Source organism: Pseudoalteromonas sp. S4492, from assembly GCF_005886115.1.
In the GTDB taxonomy this organism is placed as follows: Bacteria; Pseudomonadota; Gammaproteobacteria; order Enterobacterales; family Alteromonadaceae; genus Pseudoalteromonas; species Pseudoalteromonas gelatinilytica.
On sequence record NZ_PNCP01000376.1, the window covers coordinates 1 to 212 of the forward strand.

Here is a 212-nt window from a genome sequence, read left to right on the forward strand (position 1 = left end):
AGGACTTCCAATTACCGAGCAGACTATGAAGGAATTATTCAGGTGTCGGAAAAACCCTGAAGCAATATATCAGCTTCTGATTCAGGTGACAGGTTTGCAGTCGCCGGAAGGCTGGGAAATGAGGGACTACTTTCAAGGTCTAATAAGATCGCATAGGGGAGCAGGAATCGATCTCTCCAGTCAATCGATGTTCAGGCAGATTGCCCAGGCTA

General features: G+C 47.2%; 1 protein-coding gene. It reads left to right on the top strand.

Annotated features, from left to right (window positions below; translation table 11 throughout):
• Positions 1-25: 25 nt before the first annotated feature.
• Positions 26-212: hypothetical protein (locus tag CWC28_RS22475; protein WP_212746847.1), on the top strand; the 187-nt coding region annotated here is incomplete at its 3' end.